This is a genomic window from Marinobacter halodurans, assembly GCF_004327985.1.
GTDB classification, from domain to species: Bacteria; Pseudomonadota; Gammaproteobacteria; order Pseudomonadales; family Oleiphilaceae; genus Marinobacter_A; species Marinobacter_A halodurans.
In genome coordinates this window covers 67,532-90,267 of the sequence record NZ_SJDL01000005.1, presented here as the reverse complement: position 1 = coordinate 90,267, position 22,736 = coordinate 67,532, and the positions used below count along the sequence as shown (strand labels likewise).

The following is a 22,736-nucleotide window of genomic DNA, read 5'->3' as shown; positions in this document are numbered from 1 at the left end:
CACCAGGAGGAACACCCCATGGCTGCATTGGGAACCGAAAACGTCATCAGCGTCCATCACTGGAACGATACGCTGTTCAGCTTCAGAACGACCCGGGATCCGAGCCTGAGGTTCGAGAACGGGCACTTTGTGATGATAGGTCTGCCGGTGGAGGGCAAGCCCCTGCTGCGCGCCTACAGCATCGTCAGCGCCAATCATGAGGAACACCTCGAATTCCTGAGCATCAAGGTCCCCAACGGGCCGCTCACCTCACGACTGAAACACCTCAAGGTCGGCGACCCGGTGTACGTCAGCCGTAAACCCGTCGGCACCCTGGTCATGCACGACCTGAATCCCGGCAAGTACCTCTACCTGTTCGGAACCGGCACCGGGCTGGCACCGTTCATGAGCATCATCCGCGACCCGGACACCTACGAGAATTTCGAGAAGGTGATCCTGGTTCATTGCGTGCGGGAGGTCAGCGAACTGGCCTACCACGACTACCTGACGCAGGAACTGCCCAACCATGAGTTCCTGTCCGAGATCATTGGCGACAAGCTGATCTACTACCCCACCGTCACCCGCGAGCCGTTCCGCAACCAGGGCCGGATTACCACACTCATCGAAAGTGGCCAACTCGCCAACGACCTGGGCCTGCCACAACTCAATCCGGACACCGATCGGGTCATGCTCTGTGGCAGTCCGGCCATGCTCCGGGATCTGACGGCTATGCTGGACGACAACGGCTTTGTCGCCTCCCCCCAGCAGGGCGAGCCCGGTGACTATGTCATCGAACGCGCCTTTGTCGAACAGTAAGCGGAGCGACTGCCATGACATCCCGGATCTCCCAGATTCCAACCTCTGCCAACCGGTCCGCCAATCTGGAACAACGCGCCATACCGGGTGTGAAACACCTGATCGCCATCGCCTCCGGTAAAGGCGGCGTGGGCAAATCGACCACCACGACTAACCTTGCCCTGGCACTGAAGGCCCAGGGCGCCCGGGTCGGCATCCTGGACGCCGACCTTTATGGCCCCAGCCAGCCCCGAATGCTGGGGCTGGAGGGCACGCCTGAAAGCGCCGGTGGCCAGCGCCTCAAACCCATGCAGGGACATGGCCTGCAGACCATGTCCATTGGGTTCCTGGTGGATGACGCATCCCCGGTGATCTGGCGCGGACCGATGGTCACCCAGGCACTGACCCGGCTGGCGTATGAAACCCAGTGGGACAACCTGGACTACTTGCTGGTAGACATGCCACCGGGAACCGGCGACATCCATTTGACGATGGCCCAGCGCATGCCGGTGTCCGGCGCCGTCATCGTCACCACGCCGCAGGACATCGCCCTGCTGGACGCCCGCAAAGGGCTGGCCATGTTCGAGAAAGTGAACGTGCCGGTACTGGGCATCATCGAGAACATGAGCACCCACATCTGCAGCGAATGCGGGCACGAGGAGCATATTTTCGGGGAAGGCGGCGCCCGCAGGATGGCCGAGGACGCCGGCACGGCATTATTGGGCGAACTGCCCCTGCACATCCACATCCGCACCGGGTCCGACGCGGGCATTCCGGTGATGGTCAGCGATCCACGCGGGCCCCTGGCCACCGCCTATAACATCATCGCGACAGCCATGGCCCACAAGCTCGACACGCTGTCCGCCCCTTCGACCGACGCCCGGGAACCGGCCATGCCGACTATCGTCATGGAGTAGGCATCAACCTGCCACGAGGCAGTTTGCCGTCCGACCTACGGCGGCAGGCTGCCCGATCACTCCGCCCTGAGTCGCGACTGGCTTAACGCCCCGGATCGAACCACCCAAGTCAAATACAACACCAACAACACCCCACCCATCACCGCAAACGCCACGGTGAAATTGGTCATGTCCGCCAGAAAGCCGATCAGCATCGGCCCCAGCACCTGGGCGCCGCGATTGCCCATCAGGCGGGTAGCCATGGAAGCGGAGCGTTGCTCGGGCAGGACGCTCTCGGACAGGATCACCATGGACAGCGGCTGGGAGATGCCGCCGGCGATGCCGATGACGACGGCCAGGACGACCAGCAGTGCGTAGTGGTCGCCCACCAGCCCGGTCACGGTCAGGGAGCCGGTGATCAGGACGATGGCGATCAGGATGGCCCGGTTGCGGCCGCCGCACAGGTCGATGACGCGGGACATCACCACCCGCACCGCCATGGAGGAAATGGCGCGGATGCTCAGCAACAGGCCGATGGAACTGGCCGCCAGCGAGAGGGATTCCAGGTACACCGGCATGAACGTCGAGTGAATGCTCAGCACGAACAGCGCGGTGACGGTGAGCATGATCGACGTCTGCATGCCGGTATTGCGGCGCAGCAACTGCCACTGTTCGCGATAACTGCCGTTAGCGCGCTTAGATCGCCCCCCTTTCCGGATATCCCGGGAAAAGAACAGCGCACCGATCGCAGAAAGCAACGGGATCAGCCCAATGGCGGCCAGGGAGACATTGACGGAGAAGTGATCGATCAGGAAGCCGGAGGTAATCGGCCCCAGCAATTGCCCACCTGACAGGCAGGTGGTGTACCAGCCAAAATACTGCTCCAGTCGTTTGCCGCTGGCGAGGCCGGACACGACGGTCTGGGCCGAGATGATCAGCACCATGTTCGCCAGCCCGACGATCACCTGGGTGACAAACAGACTCGCCACCGACGGCAGCAACAGTGTCACCCACGGGCCTAGAGACATCCCCAAAGCGCCGGCGATGATCATTTTCTGGCAGCCGATTCGGGCCACCACACCACCCATGGGAATCGCCAGCAGCATGGGCAAGACATAAGGCGCCGAGATGATCACACCCACCAACGACGGTCCCACACCCAGCTCGATCGCCTTGAACGGCACCGCCAGCAGCAACATGGTGTTGGCGAGGATGGCCGCGGTCAGGCACAGGCTGACCACCACCAGATTTCTCAGGGCGTCTTTTTCGGCAGGCGTTTCAGAAGTGTGGGCGTCTTCCGTCGTCATTGATCGCGGGATCCTTGAACCGGGTGCTGACACGCCAAGGTCGGTAGAACACTACCGGTTAGCGCGTTAACTTGCAGCCCCCCATTCTAAGGATCAGACCCTTTGCTGTATCTACGTATTTAGGCGAACACTACCCAAATAAACGTCGTCATAGCCTCCATTTATTTACGCCGCACGACGGCCACCGCCATTCAGCACCAGATAACCCCCGTACCCGATCACCACACCCCAAAACGCCGACGACAGACGACAGGGACAGGTCGTTCAGCCGCTTACGCATACGCGGTTATCCGTTTTCGGAATGGGAAAAAGGGCTCCAAGCCGGTGACCGATTTCGGAGCCAGGAAGGGGGATCGGTTTAAATAGAAGCATGTTTTCTCGCCTTGTTGTTATGTCTTGGCATCACCGAGCGTTCGTTCTTAACCCTGGTCACCTCCGGCCACTGGCAGGACCGTGCCCGTGATGTAGCTGGCGTCGTCCGAGGCCAGGAACAGGATGGCCGAGGCCTGCTCGTCCAGGGTGCCGTAGCGGTGCATCAGGCTGGCGTCGAGGGTCTGGTCGATATGCGCCTGGAACCAGGCCTTTTCCTGCTCGGTTCTGGCTTCCGGCGTGCCGCGAGAGATCCGGCGCGGGGGTGCCTCGGTGCCGCCCGGTGCGGTGGCCACCACCCGGATACCGGCGTTGGCGTACTCAAACGCCAGCGACACGGTGATGGCATTGACCCCACCCTTGGCTGCGGAATAGGGAATCCGGTGGATGCCCCGGGTCGCGGCGGAGGAGACGTTCACGATGACCCCGCCCTGCTGGTCCACCATCGTCGGCAACACCGCCCGGCAGCACCAGAGCGTCGGCATAAGTGAGCGGGTGATCTCGGCACTGATTTCCGCGTCGGTAAACTCGGTGAAGGGCTTGAAGTTGATCGCCCCGCCCACGTTGTTCACCAGCACGTCGATCCGACCGAAATGCGAGAGAGCCTTGTCGACCACGCCGTTGGCGCCCTCCCAGGCTTCCAGGTCGGCCTGCAGGGCGATGGCGTCACCGCCCTTTTCCTCCAGCTCGGCGGCCAGTTCATGGACCAGATCGGAGCGATCCACCAGCGCCAGACGGCCGCCCTCATCCGCGGCGCGCTCGGCCACCCGCCGCCCGATACCCTGGGCGGCGCCGGTGATCAGCAGCACCTTGTCGGCAAATCGCGGGTTCATGCCACCTTCTCCTTCACCGCGTCCGTTGCCAGGCTGGGCGTGAACTTCTCGTAGTGGAACGCGTTGGGCGTGATGCCCTGTTCCCGGAAGTAGGCGCGCACGGCGTCGACCATCGGCGGCGGCCCGCACAGGTAGACGTCCACGTCGCCATCGTTCATGGGCGCGTCGTCCATGTGGTTGGTGACATAGCCCTTGTTCGGATGGTCGCTGTCGCCGCTGGAAATCACGGTCTTGAAGGTGAAATTCTCCAGCGCTTCGGCGAACTGTTCCAGCGCCTCGACGCACACCAGATCCTCATCGTTGCTGACACCATAGACCAGGTGCATCGGCTGACTGTTGCAGCCGTTGGCCTTCATGTGCTCCAGCTTCGACAGGATCGGCGCCAGGCCGGTGCCGCCCGCCAGCATCAGGATCGGGCGCTCGATCGGACGCAGGTAGAAGCTGCCCATCGGGCCGGTCAGGGTCAGCTTGTCGCCGGCCCGGGCCTTGCCCACCAGATAGGTACTCATCAGCCCACCCGGCACGTTGCGGATCAGGAAGCTGAGATCCCGGCTGCCCGGCTGGGAACTGAAGGAGTAGGCGCGCGTCTCCTCGGAGCCCGGCACCTGGATGTTCACGTACTGCCCCGGCAGGAAGGCGATGTCGTCGCCCGCCGTAATCTTGAGTTCGATGGCGGTGGCGGAGATCAGGTTCACCTCGGCCACAGTGCCTTCGACGGTGGCGTTGCCGGTCTTGCACAGGGTGGAGGCCGCCGGCACTTCCACCACGCAGTCGCTGAAGGGCACCATCTGGCAGGTCAGGACCAGGCCCTGCTCGGCTTCGTCGTCGGTCAGTGCGTCGTCGATGTATTCATCGCCCAGATCGTACTGGCCCTGACGGCAGGTGCCCTTGCAGGTGCCGCAGACCCCGTCGGAGCAGTCCATCGGCAGGTTGATCTGCGCACGGTAGGCGGCGTCCAGCACGGTCTCCCCCTCGTTGCAGGAAACGAACCGGGTGACGCCGTCTTCGAAATTGAGTGCGATGTTGTAACTCATGATGTTGCCCTCCCCATCCATCAGCGCTGGTCCGCCACCTCAAAGGTGGTAGACGTCCAGCACCTGATTGATGCAATCGTTGATCAGAACAATGCGCTTCTCGCGGATCAGCGGCTGCTCGCCGGTGACGTCCAGGGTGTAGAAGGATGTTCCGTAGTATTCGGCGGATTGTTTGTAGCGATAGGCCTTGGTCAGCCAGTTGAAGCGCAGCGTCACCTCGTGGTCGTCCTGGGACAGGATCTCCAGGTTGCTGGTGAAGTGCGTGGTGCGCGGCTCCGGCAGGGAGCTGGCGCCCGAGCGCTCGGTTTTCAGCCGGTAGACCCGGTCAACCAGGCCGTCCTTGTTCGGGTAGTAGATCAGCGAGATCTCGGTCTGCGGATCCTCGGTCAGCTCGTCGTCGTCGTCCCAGGCCGGCATCCAGTAGGTGACGTCCGGGTGATAGCACTCGAGCCACTTGTCCCATTCGCGATCGTCCAGGAGGCGGGCTTCGCGGATGATGAACTGTTCGATGTCGTCATAGCTCAGGCTCATGCCGCGCCCTCCTTTTCTTCGCTTTCCGATTCAGTCATCGGGATAAAGCGCGCCTTTTCAGCGGCGATCGCCCGGCGTATTTCGTCCTGCCAGTGCTTGTGATGGTTGACGTAGAGGCCTTCGTCTTCCGGCTTGGCGCCGCTCATGATCGGTTTCATGTCGATCTGGTTGGCGTGCTCGTCGGGGCCGTCAATCCAGTGCGCCGCACCGCGGCTCATGTCGTTCCAGCGCATGCCCCGGGCTTCGTAGCCGCTCTGGCAGCCGCGGAACTCTTCCAGATCATCGGGCGTGCCCATGCCGGACACGTTGAAGAAGTCCTCGTACTGACGGATGCGCTTGGCCCGCAGCTCGGCCGGCTCGTTCTTCGGCGCGAAGGCGTAGATAGTGATCTCGGTCTTGTTGACGTCGATCGGCCGCGCCACCCGGATCTGCGTGGAAAACTGGTCCATCAGGTACACGTTCGGGTACAGGCACAGGTTCTTGGTGGTGCGCACGATGGAATCCGCCCGGGCCTCGCCGTAGGTGGCCTGCAGGCGCTCCAGTTGGCTGAAGATGGGCCGCACTTCCGGGTTGAGCAGGCGGGTCCACAGCATCATGTGCCCGTTCTCGAAGGAATAGAAACCGCCTTCGGCCGACCAGCTCTTGGCATCCACCGCCTCGGTGCCGCCCTTCTCGTAGTTGCGCTGGCCCATGGTGGACAGGTAGTTCCAGTGCACGGTGCTGACGTGGTAGCCATCGGCGCCGTTCTCGGCGGTCAGCTTCCAGTTGCCCTCGTAGGTGTAGGTGGAGTTGCCGCGCAGGACCTCCAGACCGTCCTCGAACTGGTCGACGATGTTGTCGATGATCTTCGTGGTTTCACCCAGGTATTCCTCCAACGGAACCACATCGGCATTCAGACTGCCGAACAGGAAGCCGCGATAGTTCTCGAACTTCGGCATCTGCTTCAGGTCGTGGGAGCCTTCGGTGTTGAACTGCACCGGGTAGCCGCCCTTCTTCTGGTCCTTGGCCTTGAGCAGCTTGCCGTCGTTGCGGAAGGTCCAGCCGTGGAACGGACAGGTAAAGGACGTCTTGTTGCCCCGCTTCTTGCGGCACAGCGTGGCGCCGCGGTGGGAACAGGTGTTGAGAATCGCCTTCAGCTCGCCGTCCTTCGTCCGGGTAATGATGACCGGCTGACGACCGACGGTAACGGTGAAGTAATCGCCGGGCTCGGGGATCTGGCTCTCGTGCGCCAGGTAGACCCAGTTGCCCTCGAAGATGTACTTCATTTCCAGTTCGAACAGGTCCCGATCGGTAAAGATGGCCCGGTCGCACTGGAAGCGGCCGCTGTCCGGATCGGCGACGACCGCGTTGTTGACGGTCTTTGCAAGTTGGTCGAGTTTTGTTGTCATATCCTCTCTCCTTTTCGCCTTTTTTCGGCGTGAGAGTCCCCGGCCAGCCCTGTCTGGGACAGGCCGGATCACTAAAGCACGGAAGCGTTGGAATGAAGCCGGGCGCTCAGTCCTCAGCTCAGGCGGATTCACCTTCCAGCGCGCGCTGGCGGGGGTGGCGTTCCTGCAATTCAGCGGCGTCGGTGGCCACCAGTTGCACGTCGAACACCAGCTTGGTGAAGGGACCGTTCAGCCCGTACTGTTCGGCCTGGGACGGATCCTCGATGCGGTTGGCCTCGACCACCAATTCCTCGCGAGTAGCGAAGGCAAAGTCGTCGAAGGTGTACTCGTCGCCGGCCAGGTTGATCTGGGTAGTCAGGTGACGATGCCCCGGGGAGGAAATGAAATAGTGGATGTGTGCCGGACGCTGGCCATGGCGGCCCAGCAGGTTCAGCAACTGCTGCGTGGAGCCTTCCGGCGGGCAGCCGTAACCCGACGGCACGATGGAGCGAGCCGTGTAGCGCCCTTCGGCATCGGTGCGGATACGGCGACGCAGGTTGTACTCGCTCTGCGACGGGTCGAAGTAGGAGTAGGTGCCCTGAGTGTTGGCGTGCCAGATATCCACCACGGCATCGGCAATCGGCTGGCCCCGCTCGTCAGTGACCTGGCCGGTGATGATCAGGGTTTCGGCATCTTCGCTGCCGTCGTCCATCCGGGCAAAGCCATCACTGATCGGCGCGCCGGCCACGTATAGCGGGCCCTCGATGGTGCGCGGGGTGCCGCCGGTGCGGCCGGCTTCCGCGTCCTCGGCATCCATGCGGATATCCAGGTAGTGGTCCATGCCCAGGCCCGGTGCCAGCAGTGCAGCTTCACCGTTCTGGCCCAGTCCGCTGACGTAGTAGACGGCGCTCCAGAATTCCTCGGGTGTGACATCGAAGTCTTCCACAATCTGGAAAATGTCATGCACCAGGCGATGGACGATCTGCTTCACGCGGTCATTGCCACCGCTCTGATCCAGGCCAGCGACCTTGTTCAACAGTTCTTTCACTTCAGGGGTATGCATCGTTTTGACAGTCATTGCGTAGTCCTCCGGGCGTTGTTCTTGTTGCTCTCATCAGAAACCAGTGTTTCGGGATGGCGACCACTTCAGTGGCCGCCGTGATCTGTCATTCCCTGGCTTATCGGTCGTCCTCGTGAATGGACGACGGGTGCCGGCACAGCGGCGCGACCGAGATGTCCATGTAGGGGAACAGCGGCAGGCTGCTCACCAAGTCGTGCAATTCCGCGTTATCCGTCACGTCGAAAATGCTGACGTTGGCGTAGGTGCCGCTGACCCGCCACAGGTGACGCCATTTGCCTTGCTGCTGCAGCTCCTGGGCATAGGCTTTCTCCCGCGCCTTGATGTCGGCGGCGACTTCGGCCGGCATGTCCGCCGGCAGATTGACCTTCATTTCAACTTTGAACAGCATGGAAACTCCTTGCGTAACAGGGTTCAGACCGCCGCTCACTTGCGGCGGTAGTGCTCAAGCTTGTCTTCGTCGATGGCGATGCCCAGGCCCGGACCGTCCGGCAGCTCGACCCCGTTGTCGCGATAAGTCAGCGGTGTGACGACGATGTCGTCTTTCATCAGCAGCGGCCCGAACATTTCCGTGCCCCAGTGCAGCGTTTCCAGCGTCGACCAGGCGTGCAGCGACGCCGCGGTGCCGATCGTGCCCTCCAGCATGGTGCCGCCATAAAGACCAATACCCGCCGCCGAGGCGACCGCCGCCAACTCCAGTACCCGCGCCGGACCGCCGGACTTGGCAATCTTCAGGGCATAGGCGCCGCCGAAGCCGGCCGCCGCCAGGTTGAAGCCGTCCGTCGCATCGGCCACCGCCTCATCCGCCAGGATGGGGAGATGGAACTTGTCGGACAGACGCACCAGCGAATCGAAATGTTTCATCGGCGTGGGCTGCTCGACCAGATCGATCCCCGCGGCCTGCAGTTCGGCCATGCCCTTGGCGGCTGTGGCTTCGTCCCAGGCCTGGTTGACGTCGACCCGGACGCTGGCGCTGTCGCCCACCGCTTCCTTGATGGCCGCCACATGGCGCACGTCGTCCATCAGCGGACGGGATCCGATTTTGAGTTTGAAGTCGCAGTGGCGCCGGGCCTCGATCAGGTTCATGGCCTCATCGATGTCCTTGCCGGTATCGCCACTGGCCAGGGTCCAGAGCACCGGCATGTGCGTGTGCACGGCGCCGCCCAGCAGTTCGGCCACCGGCCGCTGAAGGCGTTTGCCCTGCAGGTCCAGTAACGCCGTTTCGATCGCCGACTTGGCCAGGGTGTTGCCACGGATGACACGCCCCAGCCTTACCTTTAAGGTATTAATATTGTCCGCCGGTTGATTTATGAGCAGCGGCGCCACGTAGTGATCAATGGTCAGTTTCACGCTTTCCGGACTTTCCGGACCGTAAGCCAGGCCGCCGATGGTGGTCGCCTCGCCCAGGCCTTCGATGCCATCGGAATCCGTCACGCGAACGATGACCATGGTCTGAACCCCCATGGTTGTCATCGATAGTTTGTGGGGACGGATGGTCGGGATGTCGACCAGGATGGCTTCGATGGATTGAATGGTGGCGCTCATGGGGTCTCCGGATCGCGAACTGTTTAGCCGTGTTCAGTTCACGGTACGAAGTTTCACGGACTCGCACCAATATTGATTAAATAGCGAGCAATACCCTGGAGGTATGGATGGAATTGAGACATCTGAGGTACTTCTGCGTGGTTGCCGAAGAGCTCAACCTGACCCGGGCAGCGGAGCGGCTGTTTATCGCTCAGCCGCCGCTGACCCGTCAGGTCAAACAACTGGAGGAGGAAATCGGTGCGGTGCTGTTCAACCGCAAACCGAGGGGGCTGGAGCTGACGGAAGCCGGCCAGTACTTTCTGGACCAGGCGCGCCAGATCCTCGACAAGGTCGACGCCACCGTCGCGGACACGCGGCGCATCAGCCAGCACGGCAAAACCGTCTTTGCGATCGGCTTTGTGCCCTCCATCTTCTACGGCCAGTTGCCGCTGATGGTGCGCCGGCTGCGCAGGAACAAGAACCTGGAAATCGTGCTGCACGAGCTGAAGACCCGCGAACAGATCGATGCCCTCAAGAGCGGCAAGATCGATCTGGGGTTCGGTCGCCTGCGGATCGACGACCCGGACGTGGAGCAGGAACTGCTGTTCAACGAGCCGATGATCGCCGCCTTACCCGCCTCCCATCCGTTGGCGAAGAAGATGCCATCCATGAAGGAGTTGGCGGACATTCCGCTGATCACGTTTCCGTCCGGGCCGGGCCCCAACTTCGCGGATATTACCCAGGGTCTTTTCCACCGGCGCGGTTTGAGGGTGAACGTGATTCAACAGGTGAACGACGTGCAGACGGCGCTATCGCTGGTCGCTTCGGATATGGGTTTTACGCTGGTGCCGGAACAGGTTCGCCGGCTGGGCCGGGAAGGCGTGGAATACGTGCCGCTGGATGACGACAGCATCACAAGCCCCGTTCTCGCCTCGCGGCGCAAGGGTGAGAACCCCAACGCGGTCATGCGCCTGGCGAACACCATTCTCCACGAACTGGTCGAGAACCGCCTGACCGGGCGCTATCCATAAGCCTGTTCGGTTAACGGGTGGTTTCGCGCACCCGTTCGGCCACCTGCTGCAGGCGGGGCAGATAGCTGTTGGTCAGCGTCTCCATATCCACCCGGGCGGCGTTGGTACTGATGTTGATGGCGCCCAACAATTCTCCATCGCCGGCAAAAACGGGCACGGCGGCCGAACGCAGCCCCAGGTCCAGCTCCTGATCCACGATGCAGTAGCCCTGCTCCCGGCCTTGGAGAATGGCTTTTCTCAGACCAGCCACCGAATCGACCGAGGCCGGCGTGTGGCGATGCACCTCTACCCGGGACAGGAACTGCTCCAGCTCGTCATCCGGCAACTGCGCCAGCAGGATCCGCCCCATGGACGTATAGGCCGCCGGCAGGCGCGTCCCCACGGACAGGCTGATCGCCATCAACCGGTGTCGGGCCGCCGAACGCACCACATAAACCACATCCTGACCGTCCAGCACCGCCAGCGACGATGACTCCCCGAGATCAGCCGTAATGTCCTCCAGATACTGCTGGATGACGGCCCGATAGCGGTTCGACGCCTGGTAGGCATAGCCCAGCTGCAACACCCGCGGCGTCAGCTCGAAGTAGCGACCGTTGCGCCGCACATAGCCCAGGGCGTGCAGGGTCAGCAGGAACCGGCGCGCCTTGGCCCGATCCATATCCGCACGCGCGGCCACTTCACTGAGGGTCATGCGCTGATGCTCGGCGTCGAACGACTGCAGTACGGTGAGCCCGGAGGCCAGGGCCCCGACGTAATCCCGATCGCCTGGCTTCAGTGTCTTGTCTTCCATTCCTGCTCCTGTTGGGGTGCCGCCATAGGGTGGTCTGCGACCGAATGGTAGCAGCTTGTTCGTTCTGCGAACACTCGTTCTCAAAGTCAGTTGTTCAAACTTTGCACTTGACGAAAGTAAAACCTTCGCGGCATTATGTTCGCATATTAAACTTATATTCGTATTGCGAACAAACAACGCCAAGTGCCAGAGGAGAATTGCCATGGCCGAATTTCTCTCTCTTAAAGAGGCGGTCAGCCGCCACATCAACGATGGCGATACCGTCGCCATGGAAGGGTTTACCCACCTGATTCCCTTTGCCGCGGGACACGAGATCATCCGCCAGGAGAAGCGTGACCTGACGCTGATCCGCATGACGCCGGACCTGGTGTACGACCAGATGATCGGCGCCGGCTGCGCGAAGAAGCTGATTTTCTCCTGGGGCGGCAACCCGGGTGTCGGCTCCCTGCACCGCCTGCGGGACGCCGTCGAACGCGGCTGGCCGAATCAACTTGAGATCCTCGAACACAGTCACGCCGCCATGGCCTGCGCCTATGAAGCCGGCGCTGCGGGCCTGCCGTTGGCCGTCCTGCGCGGCTATATCGGCAGCGACCTGCCCAAGGTCAACGACCAGATCAAGTTCATCGAGTGCCCGTTTACCGGTGAGAAACTGGCCGCCGTTCCGTCCGTGCGCCCGGACGTGTCCGTGATTCACGCCCAGCGCGCCGACCGTAAAGGCAACGTCCTGGTGGAAGGCATCATCGGCATCCAGAAGGAGGCCGTACTGGCCGCCAAGCGCAGCATTGTGACCGTCGAGGAAGTGGTGGACGACCTGGGCGCGTCCGTGAACGCCTGCGTGCTGCCGTCCTGGGCGATCACGGCCATTGCCGAAGCGCCGAAAGGGGCCAAGCCGTCCTACGCGCTGGGCTACTACGACCGCGATAACGCCTTCTATAAGGAATGGGACGGAATCGCCCGCGACCGCGACGCCTTCCAAGCGTGGCTGAACGAGAATGTCTTCGAGAACGGAGGGGCCTGAGATGAGCCTGGAATTCACTTCGTCTGAAATGATGAGCGTGACCGCTGCGCGGGCGCTGAACAACGACATGACCTGCTTCGTCGGCATCGGTCTGCCCAGCGAGGCCGCCAACCTGGCGCGCCTGACCCACGCACCGGACGTCACCCTCATCTACGAATCCGGTACCCTGCAGACCAAACCGGACGTATTGCCGCTGTCCATCGGTGATGGCGAGCTGTGCGAATCCGCCCTGACCACCGTGTCCGTGCCGGAAATGTTCCGCTACTGGCTGCAGGGCGGCAAGGTCAGCGTCGGCTTCCTGGGCACCGCCCAGATCGACCGCTACGCCAACATCAACACCACCCTGATCGGCGACTACCGTGAACCGAAAGTCCGCCTGCCCGGCGGTGGCGGCGCGCCGGAGATCGGCACCAACGCCCACGAAGTGTTCATCACCGTAAAGCACTCCAAGCGCACCTTCGTGAAGGATGTGGACTTCATCACCACCGTCGGCTTTGGCCGGGACGGCAAGGCGCGGGACAATGCGCCCAACATTGGTCGTGGACCGACCGTGGTGATCACGGACCTGTGCATTCTCAAGCCGGATCCGGACACGAAGGAACTGGTGGTCACTTCCCTGCACCCGGGCGTCACCCGTGAGCAGGTGATCGACGCCACCGGCTGGGACATCCGCTTTGCCGACCAGGTGGACACCACGCCCGAGCCATCCGCAAAGGAACTGGACGTGCTGCGCGACCTGAAGGCCCGCACCAACGCCCATCACGCCGGCCAACAGTGAGGTGAATCATGACTGACGTCTATCTCTGCCATCCCCGCCGTTCGGCCGTCGGCCGCTTCGGCGGCACCCTCGCCAGCGTGCGTCCCGACGACCTGGCGGCTCACATTTTCAAGGCCGTACTGGCCGAAGCGCCGGAGCTGGATCCGGCCGCCATCGATGAAGTCATGATGGGCTGCGCCAACCAGGCCGGTGAAGACAACCGCAACGTGGCGCGCATGTCCGCCCTGCTGGCGGGCCTGCCCACGTCTGTGCCCGGCACCACCCTGAACCGCCTGTGCGGCTCGGGCATGGACGCCGTCGGCACCGCGTTCCGCGCCATCCGCGCCGGCGAGATGGACCTGGTGCTGGCCGGCGGTGTGGAATCCATGTCCCGCGCGCCCTATGTGCTGGGCAAGGCCGACAGCGCCTTTGCCCGTGGCCAGACCATCGAGGACACCACCATCGGCTGGCGTTTCGTGAACCCGCTGATGAAGCAGCAGTATGGCATCGACTCCATGCCGGAAACCGCCGAGAACGTGGCGGAACAGTACAACGTCTCCCGCGAGGATCAGGATCTGTTTGCCGTTCGCTCCCAGGAGAAAGCGGAAGCCGCCCGGGAAGCCGGTCGCCTGGCCGAGGAAATCGTTCCGGTCAGCATCCCGCGCCGCAAGCAGGAGCCGCTGGTTTTCGATACCGACGAGCACCCCCGCGCCGGCACCACCTTGGAAAAGCTGGCGAAGCTGCCCGCACCGTTCCGTGAGAACGGCTCGGTCACCGCCGGTAACGCCTCCGGTGTGAACGACGGCGCCGCCGCCATGCTGGTGGCCAGCGAGGCCGCCGTGAAAGCCCACGGCCTCAAGCCGATGGCCCGCATCCTGGGCATGGCCACCGCCGGTGTGGAACCGCGCGTGATGGGCATAGGCCCGGTCCCGGCCACCCGGAAGCTGCTGAAGCGCCTGGGCATGACCGTCGACCAGCTCGACGTGATCGAACTGAACGAGGCGTTCGCGGCCCAGGGTCTGGCGGTCCTGCGTGAACTGGGCATCGCCGATGACGACGCCCGCGTGAACCCGAACGGCGGCGCCATCGCCCTGGGTCATCCGCTGGGCATGTCCGGTGCGCGCATCCTGCAATCCGCCGCCCACGAACTGCAGCGCAGCGGTGGCCGCTACGCCCTGTGCACCATGTGCGTCGGCGTCGGCCAGGGCATCGCCACGCTGATCGAACGGGTCTGATCGACAGGAGGAACCATGGCCTTTCTGGAACACGATGGACGGACGATTCACTACCGGTTGCTTGGGGCGGCCGATAAGCCGCTTCTGGTGCTGGCCCACCCGCTGGGCATGACCCAGGCGGTCTGGGATGACCTGCTGCCCGGCCTGTTACCGCGCTTCCGGGTACTGACCTGGGACCTGCCGGGCCATGGCGGCAGCGCTGCCGCGAGCCCGGAATGTGATGCCATCACGCCCGAGGATCTGGCACAGGAAACGCTCGCCCTGGTGGGCGCCGCCGGCGCGGAACCGTTTCATTTCGTGGGAACGTCCATCGGCGGCGTCATCGGCCAGCAGTTGCTGAGTCGCTACCCGGAAGTGCTGCTGTCCGCGATGCTAACCAATACCGGGCCGGTCATCGGCACGCCCGATGCCTGGAAAACCCGCGCATCGGATGTCCGCAGCAAAGGCCTGCCGGCCATGGCAGACAGCATTGTCCCGCGCTGGTTCGGCCCGCTGGCTGCTGCTGAACAGCCGGCCCTCCCGGATGGCTGGAAAGTCCTGATGGGCCGGGGCGACGCGCACAGCTATGCCCTGCTGTGCGAGATGCTTGGCCTGGCCGATTTCCGTGGTGCCTTTGGGGATCGCAACGTGCCGGTCACCCTGGTGGGCGGCAGTGACGACATGGCCACACCGCCTGCGGCGCTGGAAGCCCTGGCCGACGCCATCGACGGTCCGGCTCCGCACATCCTCGACCGGGTTGGCCACGTGCCGTCCGTCGAGAGCCCGCAGCAGCTGTTGTCATTGATTGAGCAACACCTTTCTTCCTGATTGTGCCCCCGGCCCGTCGACACCTCGACGGGCCCTTTTTTGTATCCCTGCCCGCCCGCCTTTCGTACCCCTGATTCCCCGGTGACTTTTCGCTAGACTCAGCATGCAATGGTCTTGGCGCTCACGGCGCCGAACTCGCCCGCCAATAATAAAAAGGACGCTCACGCCATGCCCTCATCCGCCGTCACGATCGAAGAAAACGGCCCGGTCTGCACCATCATCCTGAATCGGCCCGGGAAAAAGAACGCGGTCGACCGCCGCACCGCCGATGCCCTGCGTGAGGCTTTCACCGATTTCGAAGCGAACGACGCGCTACGGGTTGCCGTGATCTGGGGCGATGGCGGGACTTTCTGCGCGGGTGCCGATCTTTCCGCAATGGGCGATCCCGCGACCCGCAACGAGATCGAACCGGAAGGTACGGGACCGGGGCCGATGGGACCAACGCGCATGAATTTGAGCAAACCGGTGATTGCCGCGGTCTCAGGGCACGCGGTGGCCGGTGGGTTGGAACTGGCGCTGATGTGCGACCTGCGCGTGGCTGAAGAATCTGCGGTATTCGGCGTCTTCTGCCGGCGCTGGGGCGTGCCGCTGATCGATGGCGGGACGGTGCGGCTGCCGCGACTGATCGGCCAGTCCCGCGCGCTGGATATGATCCTGACCGGTCGCCCGGTCGGCGCCGACGAGGCGTTGCAGATGGGGCTGGCCAATCGCATCGTGCCGGATGGCGAGAGCCGGCAGGCGGCGGAACAGCTGGCCGCCGACATCGCCCAGTTCCCGCAACGCTGCCTGCAAGCGGATCGGGCGTCTACTTACGCGCAATGGGATCTCACGTTAGAGGATGCGCTGAAACAGGAAGGGGCCGGGGGCTACCCGGTGGTGTTCGAGGAAGCAATCAAGGGCGCCGACCGGTTTGCCAAAGGGGCAGGCCGGCACGGGCGGTTTGATGACTGACCCACGGCATTACTCGGGCTCACCCTCACTCAACACCCAGTCCCGGAACAGGCGGACGGCCTCGTTGTCGCGCCGGTGATCCGGCAGCACAAAATGGTAACCGCCCTGACTCTGGAAGCTGTGGGACACCGGCACAATCAGCTGCCCGGCCTCCAGCTCCCGCTCAATCAGGAACGGCGGAATGAGCGCGATGCCCATGCCGTGGGTGGCCGCTTCCGCCAGCATCGTGAACAGTTCGTAGCGCTGGCCGGACATGTCCCGCTCAACCCGCATGTCCAGTGACCGGAACCAGTGCCGCCAGGCATAGGGACGCGTGGTCTGCTGTAATAAGGGGTAGTCCAGGATCTCTTCATAGGTGAGCGTGGTTCTGGGTCCGATCAGGTCCGGGCTGCACACCGGCACCGGCCGCTCCCGCATGAACACGGTGGTCTCGGTACCCGACCACTCACCGTCCCCGAAGTAGATCGCGGCATCGAACGGCGTATCCGAGAACAGGAAGGGCCGCGTCTTGTTGGTCATGTTAACGGTGATATTCGGATGCAGCGCCTTGAATCGGGGCAACCGGGGAATCAGCCAGCGCGTGCCGAAGGTGGGCACCACCGCCAGCTCCAGCGCGTTTTCCGTGCCATGATTCCCCATGACGGAGAGCGTATCCCGCTCGATTTCGTTGAGCCGCTGGGCGACCAGACGATGGTAGTTTTGGCCCGCCTCGGTGAGCCGAACACCCTGGCGCCCGCGCCGGAACAACTTGACGCCCAGGAACTCCTCGAGCGAGGCAATCTGGCGGCAGATGGCACTCTGGGTCAGCGACAGCTCCTCGGCCGCTTCCGTAAAACTGACGTGGCGCGCCGCGGCTTCGAAGCCCATCAGGACGGTGGTACTGGGGACCTTGCGACGCATGGCGCTCTCCGGATACGGTCAGGGCATCAGTTTATGAAGTGAGTTTTATGCACAATGAAATGAAATATTATCGTTTGAGCCCGGGGTTGTCGATTCACTAGTATGGCCAGAACTCAATAAAAACGCGCGCTCCCGCACCCCGAGGCCTATCGCCAATAACATGAAATGTGAGGTAAACGAACAATGAGCCGCTCCGACGCTGAATTCGACTGGTTGAGCCCCCTGCTGCTGGACAGCCAGCTTGAGGAAGAGGAACGCATGGTGCGGGACACCGCCCATAACTACGCGCAGGACAAACTGGCCCCACGCGTGCTGGAGGCCTTCCGCCACGAGAAGACCGATCCGGCCATTTTCCGGGAAATGGGCGAGTTGGGCCTGCTGGGCGCCACCATTCCCGAACAGTACGGCGGCGCCGGCCTGAACTACGTCTCCTACGGCCTGATCGCGCGGGAAGTGGAGCGGGTCGATTCCGGCTACCGCTCCATGATGAGCGTGCAGTCGTCCCTGGTGATGGTGCCGATCAACGAATTCGGCTCCGAGGAGCAGAAGCAGAAGTACCTGCCCAAGCTGGCCAGCGGCGAATGGATCGGCTGCTTCGGCCTGACCGAGCCGAACCACGGCTCCGACCCCGGCAGCATGGAAACCCGCGCCAGGAAAGTGGACGGCGGCTACAAGCTGAGCGGCAGCAAGATCTGGATCACCAACAGTCCAATCGCCGACGTGTTCGTGGTCTGGGGCAAGACCGAAGACGGCAAGATCCGCGGCTTTATCCTGGAAAAAGGCATGAAAGGCCTGAGCGCGCCGGCCATCCACGGCAAGGTCAGCCTGCGCGCCTCCATCACCGGCGAGATCGTGATGGACGAGGTGTTCGTGCCGGAAGAGAACATGTTCCCGGAAGTGACCGGCCTGCGCGGCCCGTTCACCTGCCTGAACTCCGCCCGCTACGGCATCGCCTGGGGTGCCCTGGGTGCCGCCGAATTCTGCTGGACCGCCGCACGTCAGTACGTGCGGGACCGCAAACAGTTTGGTCGCCCCCTGGCCGCCAACCAGCTGATCCAGAAGAAGCTGGCCGACATGCAGACTGAAATCACCCTCGGCCTGCAGGGCTGCCTGCGCCTGGGCCGCATGAAGGACGATCACACCGCCGCCGTGGAAATCACCTCGCTGATGAAGCGCAACTCCTGCGGCAAGGCACTGGACATCGCCCGCACCGCCCGCGACATGCTGGGCGGCAATGGGGTGTCCGACGAGTACGGCGTGATCCGCCACATGGTGAACCTGGAAGCGGTGAACACCTACGAGGGCACACACGACGTACACGCCCTGATCCTGGGCCGCGCCCAGACCGGCATCCAGGCCTTTACCGGCTAAACCGTCCCTGCCCGCGCCCTACGGCGCGGGCTATTCCTTGACGCGTCACCAGGGAACCACCATGTCTGCACCCTCGTCTTCAGGCCCGCTGAGCCACCTGACCGTCCTCGACCTGAGCCGCATCCTGGCCGGCCCCTGGACCACGCAGATCCTGGCCGATCTCGGCGCCCGGGTAATCAAGGTGGAAAGCCCGGCCGGTGACGATACCCGTCGCTGGGGCCCACCATTCCTCACCCGCGAAACAGACGACGGTCAGACCGAAAACGCTGACGCCGCCTACTTCACCTGCTGCAACCGCAACAAGGAGTCGGTCTGCGTCGATTTCTCCAAACCGGAGGGCGCCGAACTGATCCGCACGCTGGCCCAATCCGCGGATATTCTGGTGGAGAACTTCAAGGTGGGCGGCCTGAAGAAGTACGGCCTCGACTACGACAGCCTGCGAGCCATCAACCCGCGACTGGTCTACTGCTCCATCACCGGCTTCGGCCAGACCGGCCCCTACGCCAACCGCGCCGGGTACGATTTCCTGATCCAGGGCATGGGCGGACTCATGAGCATGACTGGCCTGCCCGAGACCGACGACCAGCCGGCGCAACCGGTCAAAACCGGCGTCGCCATCGTCGACGAGTTCACCGGCATGTACGCCGCCACCTCCATCCTCGCCGCCATCGCCAGTCGCGACCAGACCGGCGAAGGCCAGCACATCGACTGCTCGCTACTGGACTGCCAGGTCGCCATGCTCGCCAACCAGGGCGCCAACTGGCTGGTCGGCCAACGCACACCGAAGCCGATGGGCAACAACCACCCCAACCTGGTGCCCTATCGCGCCTATCCCGTGAAAGATGGCCACGTCATCATCGCCTGCGGTAACGATCGTCAGTTCCGCTCCCTGTGTCAGGTGCTCGGCCTTGAGGCGCTGGCCCATGACGAACGCTTCGCCACCAATGCCGGTCGCGTCGAGCACCGGGATCGGTTGGAACCTGCCCTGGAAGTGCGGCTGACCGCCTTCACCCGGGACGAGATCATCGCCCGACTGGAACAGGAAGCCGTTCCCTGTGGCCCCATCAACACCGTGCCGGAAGTGTTCGACGACCCGCAGGTGAAAGCCCGCGAGATGGTCGTCCCGCTCACCCGGGCCGATGGCGCGACCATCCAGACGGTGGCCTATCCCGCAAGATTCAGTGCCACGCCGGCGCGCTACCACGCAGCACCGCCCCGCTTGGGTGCGAACACACAAACCTTGCTCCGAAACGATCTCCAACTCGACGACCAGGCGATAGAGACCCTCCGCAAGTCCGGTGTCGTGGCGTAGACCATCGCCCTTTCCTGGCCCCATGCTTGATTGGAAAGGCCGCTTGAGCCGGCCGGGGTCATCCCTCGCATTTGCACCCCTCGGCCAGCGTCATTACCGTTTCATGACACCTGCCCGACCGCGGATCGGATCACCAGTGCAGGCGGGATTTCGCGCAACGGATATGCGCAGACTCAGTACCCAAAGGAATGGACATGCAGATTAAACGCCCCCGGAGTCGGTACATCGACAGGTTCGGAAGACTCACTGATCAGCTCAGCCACGGGGTTGTGGCAGTCCGAAATAATCCACCAGGTAAAGATAACTTCAATACGATCGAATTTATGCTTGGCGACATGATGGCCGAGCTCGAACTACCGTTTGAACCAATGATGCCGTTCACGCCAGCCCCAAATCGTCACCGCATGATTCACCCCAACAAGCCTGAAAACTCATGAAGCATTTGTTTTTCGTCGTAGCGATAGCTGCGGCCGTCTTGGCAATTCAAGGCTGCTCAAGCATGGAAGCCACTGACAAACACTGGTCTTATTCCGTAGCCGCACCGGAACACGATCGAGTATGGGTTGAGCATCTGGAGTTCGAGAGATCAGGGGAAGGACATTGGCGAATGCCCGTTGGGGGCGTCGAATGCTGCTGGAAAGGGGCTGGTAGCCATCATATCCCCCAACAATCAACACCATAGTTTTCTCCGTCTCCAACGAGAATCCACGGCCGACCTCCCCGCCAGACAGAATGCCGTCTGGCGGTTCGTACTCTCTCGCCCAGGACCTCATTATATGCAGCACTTGTCATAAGACTTTTAGCTAATTGCAGTCCTAATCACTTTTAACTGCAATCCATCAGTGGTGATTTGCTACTGTCAGCCCCACCACCTATGAACATCCATACATATAAAACAATAACGAGAGCCGCTATGACCGGATTCATTGCGCGCCAGGGTTGCCATACCGGGAGCATTCGATCTTTGCATGCCCCGGACACCAACCTGCTCGATCTCTCCAATACCGTGCCCGCGAGCGCTCGTCGACCATCGCCCCGCGCCAGAACCAGGCGGTGTCGCCGAAGGCTGGCCAGCGCACGCTAACGATCCCAACGCAACACCCCCGCCCCGGCAAACGCCGTGGTGTAAAAGCAATAACAAGAGAGAGGTTTGACTATGGACGGTATTACCGAAGACGGCATCATGACGTCGAATGGCCGGGGCTCGGCCGGCTTCTTCTCCCGTGAACGGACCATCGCCGGTCCGCAGTTCAACCGATGGCTGGTGCCGACCGCGGCTCTCGCCATCCACCTGTGTATCGGGATGGCCTACGGCTTCTCGGTGTTCTGGCTGCCGATGACCCATATCGTCACCAACGCCGATCCGGCCATGTGCGCCAACCTGAGCTTTTTCCAGGCGCTGACCACCACAACCTGTAACTGGACGGTGCCGCAGGTCACGCATATTTTCGAAACCTTTATCGCCATGCTGGGCGTTTCAGCAGCCCTCTGGGGCGGCTGGCTCGAGCACGCGGGTCCGCGCAAGGCGGGATGCATTGCGGCGCTGTGCTGGGGCGGCGGCCTGATCGTCGGCGGCATCGGCGTGATGGTGCACCAACTGTGGCTGGTCTACCTGGGCTGCGGCATCCTCGGCGGTATCGGCCAGGGTCTCGGCTACATCACGCCGGTATCCACGCTGATCAAGTGGTTCCCCGACCGCCGCGGCATGGCGACGGGCTTTGCCATCATGGGCTATGGCGGTGGCGCCATGATCGGTGCGCCGCTGGCCGTCCTGCTGATGGGGCACTTCACCGGCTCCGGTGGCACCGGCGTCGCCATGACCCTGGTCGTCATGGGCGCCATCTACATCGTCGTCATGGCCTCTGGCGCAATCGGCTTCCGTGTGCCGCCCAACGGCTGGCACCCGGAGGGCTGGACGCCACCGAAGGAAGCCCATGGCAGCGGCATGATCACCCGTCGTCACGTCCACCTCGATACGGCCTGGAAGACCCGTCAGTTCTGGCTGATCTGGGGCGTCCTGTTTCTCAACGTGACCGCCGGTATCGCCGTGATCTCGATGGCCAGCCCGATGCTGCAGGATGTGTTCGGCGGGGAGCTGGTCGGCATCGATAACGGCGGCGCAGCGCTGACAGCCGCGCAATCAGCTGCGGTGGCGGCTGCGGCAGCGGGCCTGGTGGGCCTGATCAGCCTGTTCAACAGCGTGGGCCGCCTGTTCTGGGCATCACTGTCTGACAAGATCGGCCGCAAGAACACCTACTACACCTTCTTCATCCTCGGGATGATCGTCTACTGCCTGCTCCCCACCTGGGGTCACCTGGGCATGCCGCTGATGTTTGTCATCTCCATCTGCATCATCCTCAGCATGTATGGCGGTGGCTTTGCCACGGTGCCAGCGTACCTGGCGGACATCTTCGGCACGCAGATGGTGGGCGCGATCCACGGCCGGCTGCTGACAGCCTGGTCCGCGGCGGGGATCGTCGGTCCGCTGGTGATTGCCGCGCTGCGCGAAGCCCAGCTCAATGCGGGCCTGGAACCCAGCCAGGTGTATGACCGCACGCTGTACATCATGGCAGGGCTGCTGTTCGCGGGCCTGATCTGCAACCTGCTGGTCAGGCCGGTGAAGGAAGAGCACCACATGACCGACGAGGAGGTGGAGAAGGAACGCTCCCTGCAGCATGACGACAGCATCTCGGCCAACGCCGAGACCGCCGCTCGCGGCCGCTTCGGCATTGGTGGCGTGCTGGCCTGGCTCGGGGTGGGCGTACCCTTCCTGATCGGACTGTATATCGCGCTGGCCAAGGCGGCCGCCCTGTTCTGAAGTGAGTCTGAAGTGATATGACCGGGCGCCTGC

Annotated in this window: 22 protein-coding genes; 12 read left to right on the top strand and 10 right to left on the bottom strand. The window is 62.9% G+C overall.

The window, feature by feature from the left end:
* Positions 1-18 precede the first annotated feature (18 nt).
* Complete coding sequence (locus EZI54_RS04650) at positions 19-795, top strand: ferredoxin--NADP reductase (protein ID WP_131479534.1); 777 nt, start codon at positions 19-21, stop codon at positions 793-795.
* Positions 796-809: 14 nt separating this feature from the next.
* Entirely contained in the window at positions 810-1,691 is an 882-nt protein-coding gene (gene apbC / locus EZI54_RS04645) for an iron-sulfur cluster carrier protein ApbC (protein ID WP_131479532.1), read from the top strand.
* A 56-nt stretch (positions 1,692-1,747) separates the two neighbouring features.
* Here apbC and EZI54_RS04640 read toward each other — a convergent pair whose 3' ends face one another.
* From EZI54_RS04640 to EZI54_RS04605, 8 genes are all read right to left on the bottom strand, one after another.
* Entirely contained in the window at positions 1,748-2,977 is a 1,230-nt protein-coding gene (locus EZI54_RS04640) for an MFS transporter (RefSeq protein WP_131479530.1), read from the bottom strand.
* Positions 2,978-3,396: 419 nt separating this feature from the next.
* Positions 3,397-4,179, bottom strand: coding sequence for a benzoate diol dehydrogenase BenD (gene benD / locus EZI54_RS04635; protein ID WP_131479528.1), 783 nt, complete (start codon positions 4,177-4,179; stop codon positions 3,397-3,399).
* A complete protein-coding gene (benC, locus tag EZI54_RS04630) occupies positions 4,176-5,213 on the bottom strand; it encodes a benzoate 1,2-dioxygenase electron transfer component BenC (protein WP_131479526.1) in 1,038 nt (345 codons plus the stop codon). The genes benD and benC overlap by 4 nt, the downstream gene beginning before the upstream one ends.
* Positions 5,214-5,252: 39 nt before the next feature.
* Positions 5,253-5,744, bottom strand: a complete 492-nt coding sequence (gene benB / locus EZI54_RS04625) for a benzoate 1,2-dioxygenase small subunit (RefSeq protein WP_131479525.1) — start codon at positions 5,742-5,744, stop codon at positions 5,253-5,255.
* Complete coding sequence (locus tag EZI54_RS04620) at positions 5,741-7,132, bottom strand: Rieske 2Fe-2S domain-containing protein (protein ID WP_131479523.1); 1,392 nt, start codon at positions 7,130-7,132, stop codon at positions 5,741-5,743. The genes benB and EZI54_RS04620 overlap by 4 nt, the downstream gene beginning before the upstream one ends.
* A gap of 118 nt (positions 7,133-7,250) precedes the next feature.
* Positions 7,251-8,189, bottom strand: coding sequence for a catechol 1,2-dioxygenase (catA, locus tag EZI54_RS04615; protein ID WP_131479521.1), 939 nt, complete (start codon positions 8,187-8,189; stop codon positions 7,251-7,253).
* A gap of 100 nt (positions 8,190-8,289) precedes the next feature.
* Entirely contained in the window at positions 8,290-8,580 is a 291-nt protein-coding gene (catC, locus tag EZI54_RS04610; protein WP_131479519.1) for a muconolactone Delta-isomerase, read from the bottom strand.
* Positions 8,581-8,615: 35 nt separating this feature from the next.
* A complete protein-coding gene (locus EZI54_RS04605; RefSeq protein WP_131479517.1) occupies positions 8,616-9,734 on the bottom strand; it encodes a muconate/chloromuconate family cycloisomerase in 1,119 nt (372 codons plus the stop codon).
* Positions 9,735-9,841: 107 nt separating this feature from the next.
* Between EZI54_RS04605 and EZI54_RS04600 the strand changes: the two genes are divergently transcribed.
* Positions 9,842-10,744 carry a LysR family transcriptional regulator gene (locus EZI54_RS04600; RefSeq protein WP_131479516.1) on the top strand — a complete coding sequence of 301 codons (903 nt, stop codon included), beginning with the start codon at positions 9,842-9,844 and terminating at the stop codon, positions 10,742-10,744.
* A 10-nt stretch (positions 10,745-10,754) separates the two neighbouring features.
* On the opposite strand, the gene EZI54_RS04595 is transcribed toward EZI54_RS04600, so the two are convergent.
* Positions 10,755-11,534, bottom strand: coding sequence for an IclR family transcriptional regulator domain-containing protein (locus EZI54_RS04595; RefSeq protein ID WP_131479514.1), 780 nt, complete (start codon positions 11,532-11,534; stop codon positions 10,755-10,757).
* Between the two features lie 202 nt (positions 11,535-11,736).
* Between EZI54_RS04595 and EZI54_RS04590 the strand changes: the two genes are divergently transcribed.
* From EZI54_RS04590 to EZI54_RS04570, 5 genes are all read left to right on the top strand, one after another.
* On the top strand, positions 11,737-12,552 hold the full coding sequence (locus EZI54_RS04590; RefSeq protein ID WP_131479512.1) for a CoA transferase subunit A: 816 nt from the start codon (positions 11,737-11,739) through the stop codon (positions 12,550-12,552).
* A gap of 7 nt (positions 12,553-12,559) precedes the next feature.
* A complete protein-coding gene (locus EZI54_RS04585) occupies positions 12,560-13,330 on the top strand; it encodes a CoA-transferase subunit beta (RefSeq protein WP_207389149.1) in 771 nt (256 codons plus the stop codon).
* Between the two features lie 8 nt (positions 13,331-13,338).
* The gene (pcaF, locus tag EZI54_RS04580; protein WP_131479508.1) at positions 13,339-14,544 is read left to right on the top strand and encodes a 3-oxoadipyl-CoA thiolase; all 1,206 of its coding nucleotides are present in this window, start codon (positions 13,339-13,341) and stop codon (positions 14,542-14,544) included.
* A gap of 15 nt (positions 14,545-14,559) precedes the next feature.
* Positions 14,560-15,351, top strand: a complete 792-nt coding sequence (locus tag EZI54_RS04575) for an alpha/beta fold hydrolase (RefSeq protein WP_131479506.1) — start codon at positions 14,560-14,562, stop codon at positions 15,349-15,351.
* Positions 15,352-15,519: 168 nt separating this feature from the next.
* Positions 15,520-16,302 carry a crotonase/enoyl-CoA hydratase family protein gene (locus tag EZI54_RS04570; RefSeq protein WP_131479505.1) on the top strand — a complete coding sequence of 261 codons (783 nt, stop codon included), beginning with the start codon at positions 15,520-15,522 and terminating at the stop codon, positions 16,300-16,302.
* A gap of 9 nt (positions 16,303-16,311) precedes the next feature.
* On the opposite strand, the gene EZI54_RS04565 is transcribed toward EZI54_RS04570, so the two are convergent.
* The gene (locus tag EZI54_RS04565; RefSeq protein ID WP_131479503.1) at positions 16,312-17,202 is read right to left on the bottom strand and encodes a LysR family transcriptional regulator; all 891 of its coding nucleotides are present in this window, start codon (positions 17,200-17,202) and stop codon (positions 16,312-16,314) included.
* Between the two features lie 183 nt (positions 17,203-17,385).
* Here EZI54_RS04565 and EZI54_RS04560 point away from each other — a divergent pair, with 183 nt between their 5' ends.
* The 4 genes from EZI54_RS04560 to EZI54_RS04545 all read left to right on the top strand — a co-directional run bounded on the left by EZI54_RS04560 (position 17,386) and on the right by EZI54_RS04545 (position 22,703).
* Positions 17,386-18,573 (top strand): acyl-CoA dehydrogenase, encoded by a 1,188-nt coding sequence (locus tag EZI54_RS04560; protein ID WP_131479501.1) that lies wholly within the window; start codon positions 17,386-17,388, stop codon positions 18,571-18,573.
* Positions 18,574-18,634: 61 nt separating this feature from the next.
* On the top strand, positions 18,635-19,885 hold the full coding sequence (locus EZI54_RS04555) for a CaiB/BaiF CoA transferase family protein (RefSeq protein ID WP_131479499.1): 1,251 nt from the start codon (positions 18,635-18,637) through the stop codon (positions 19,883-19,885).
* A 194-nt stretch (positions 19,886-20,079) separates the two neighbouring features.
* A complete protein-coding gene (locus EZI54_RS04550) occupies positions 20,080-20,322 on the top strand; it encodes a hypothetical protein (protein ID WP_131479497.1) in 243 nt (80 codons plus the stop codon).
* 719 nt (positions 20,323-21,041) lie between these two features.
* Positions 21,042-22,703 (top strand): OFA family MFS transporter, encoded by a 1,662-nt coding sequence (locus EZI54_RS04545; protein WP_131479495.1) that lies wholly within the window; start codon positions 21,042-21,044, stop codon positions 22,701-22,703.
* The last annotated feature ends 33 nt before the right edge of the window (positions 22,704-22,736 follow it).

Excerpts from the sequence above, each read along its gene's own strand:
- benB (WP_131479525.1), bottom strand. The coding sequence starts at position 5,744 with ATGAGCCTGAGCTATGACGACATCGAACAGTTCATCATCCGCGAAGCC.
- EZI54_RS04605 (WP_131479517.1), bottom strand. The coding sequence starts at position 9,734 with ATGAGCGCCACCATTCAATCCATCGAAGCCATCCTGGTCGACATCCCG.
- EZI54_RS04640 (WP_131479530.1), bottom strand. The coding sequence starts at position 2,977 with ATGACGACGGAAGACGCCCACACTTCTGAAACGCCTGCCGAAAAAGAC.
- EZI54_RS04560 (WP_131479501.1), top strand. The coding sequence starts at position 17,386 with ATGAGCCGCTCCGACGCTGAATTCGACTGGTTGAGCCCCCTGCTGCTG.
- EZI54_RS04650 (WP_131479534.1), top strand. The coding sequence starts at position 19 with ATGGCTGCATTGGGAACCGAAAACGTCATCAGCGTCCATCACTGGAAC.
- EZI54_RS04545 (WP_131479495.1), top strand. The coding sequence starts at position 21,042 with ATGGACGGTATTACCGAAGACGGCATCATGACGTCGAATGGCCGGGGC.
- EZI54_RS04565 (WP_131479503.1), bottom strand. The coding sequence starts at position 17,202 with ATGCGTCGCAAGGTCCCCAGTACCACCGTCCTGATGGGCTTCGAAGCC.
- EZI54_RS04600 (WP_131479516.1), top strand. The coding sequence starts at position 9,842 with ATGGAATTGAGACATCTGAGGTACTTCTGCGTGGTTGCCGAAGAGCTC.
- pcaF (WP_131479508.1), top strand. The coding sequence starts at position 13,339 with ATGACTGACGTCTATCTCTGCCATCCCCGCCGTTCGGCCGTCGGCCGC.
- EZI54_RS04555 (WP_131479499.1), top strand. The coding sequence starts at position 18,635 with ATGTCTGCACCCTCGTCTTCAGGCCCGCTGAGCCACCTGACCGTCCTC.
- EZI54_RS04570 (WP_131479505.1), top strand. The coding sequence starts at position 15,520 with ATGCCCTCATCCGCCGTCACGATCGAAGAAAACGGCCCGGTCTGCACC.
- benD (WP_131479528.1), bottom strand. The coding sequence starts at position 4,179 with ATGAACCCGCGATTTGCCGACAAGGTGCTGCTGATCACCGGCGCCGCC.
- apbC (WP_131479532.1), top strand. The coding sequence starts at position 810 with ATGACATCCCGGATCTCCCAGATTCCAACCTCTGCCAACCGGTCCGCC.
- EZI54_RS04550 (WP_131479497.1), top strand. The coding sequence starts at position 20,080 with ATGCAGATTAAACGCCCCCGGAGTCGGTACATCGACAGGTTCGGAAGA.
- EZI54_RS04595 (WP_131479514.1), bottom strand. The coding sequence starts at position 11,534 with ATGGAAGACAAGACACTGAAGCCAGGCGATCGGGATTACGTCGGGGCC.
- catC (WP_131479519.1), bottom strand. The coding sequence starts at position 8,580 with ATGCTGTTCAAAGTTGAAATGAAGGTCAATCTGCCGGCGGACATGCCG.
- catA (WP_131479521.1), bottom strand. The coding sequence starts at position 8,189 with ATGACTGTCAAAACGATGCATACCCCTGAAGTGAAAGAACTGTTGAAC.
- EZI54_RS04620 (WP_131479523.1), bottom strand. The coding sequence starts at position 7,132 with ATGACAACAAAACTCGACCAACTTGCAAAGACCGTCAACAACGCGGTC.
- EZI54_RS04575 (WP_131479506.1), top strand. The coding sequence starts at position 14,560 with ATGGCCTTTCTGGAACACGATGGACGGACGATTCACTACCGGTTGCTT.
- EZI54_RS04590 (WP_131479512.1), top strand. The coding sequence starts at position 11,737 with ATGGCCGAATTTCTCTCTCTTAAAGAGGCGGTCAGCCGCCACATCAAC.
- benC (WP_131479526.1), bottom strand. The coding sequence starts at position 5,213 with ATGAGTTACAACATCGCACTCAATTTCGAAGACGGCGTCACCCGGTTC.